The sequence below is a fragment of the Undibacterium sp. JH2W genome, assembly GCF_049340425.1.
GTDB lineage: Bacteria > Pseudomonadota > Gammaproteobacteria > Burkholderiales > Burkholderiaceae_D > Undibacterium.
In genome coordinates this window covers 1-255 of the sequence record NZ_JBMPOT010000107.1, presented here as the reverse complement: position 1 = coordinate 255, position 255 = coordinate 1, and the positions used below count along the sequence as shown (strand labels likewise).

Here is a 255-nt window from a genome sequence, read left to right as displayed (position 1 = left end):
TGCCAAGATAACCAGGATGTGCAGTTTCAATTTCACCGACTGCCACGTCGTCATCCTGCTTACGTTCGAGAGCGACAACTTGAGCTTCAGTCAGAACTTCACCCGTTTGGGCAACATGCTTCTCTAGCGCTGAGAGCCGCTTCTTAAACGATTCGAGATCGTGTCGCAACCAGACTGAACGCACGCCAGAGGGCGACACAAACACTCCACGTCGACGTAGCTCATTGGAAACTCTAACCTGGCCAAATGCTGGCT

At 52.2% G+C, this 255-nt stretch carries 1 pseudogene; it reads right to left on the bottom strand.

The features are described 5' to 3' along the window. Positions 1 to 255, bottom strand: a pseudogene (locus ACO0LC_RS29330) (IS481 family transposase); the annotation flags it as partial.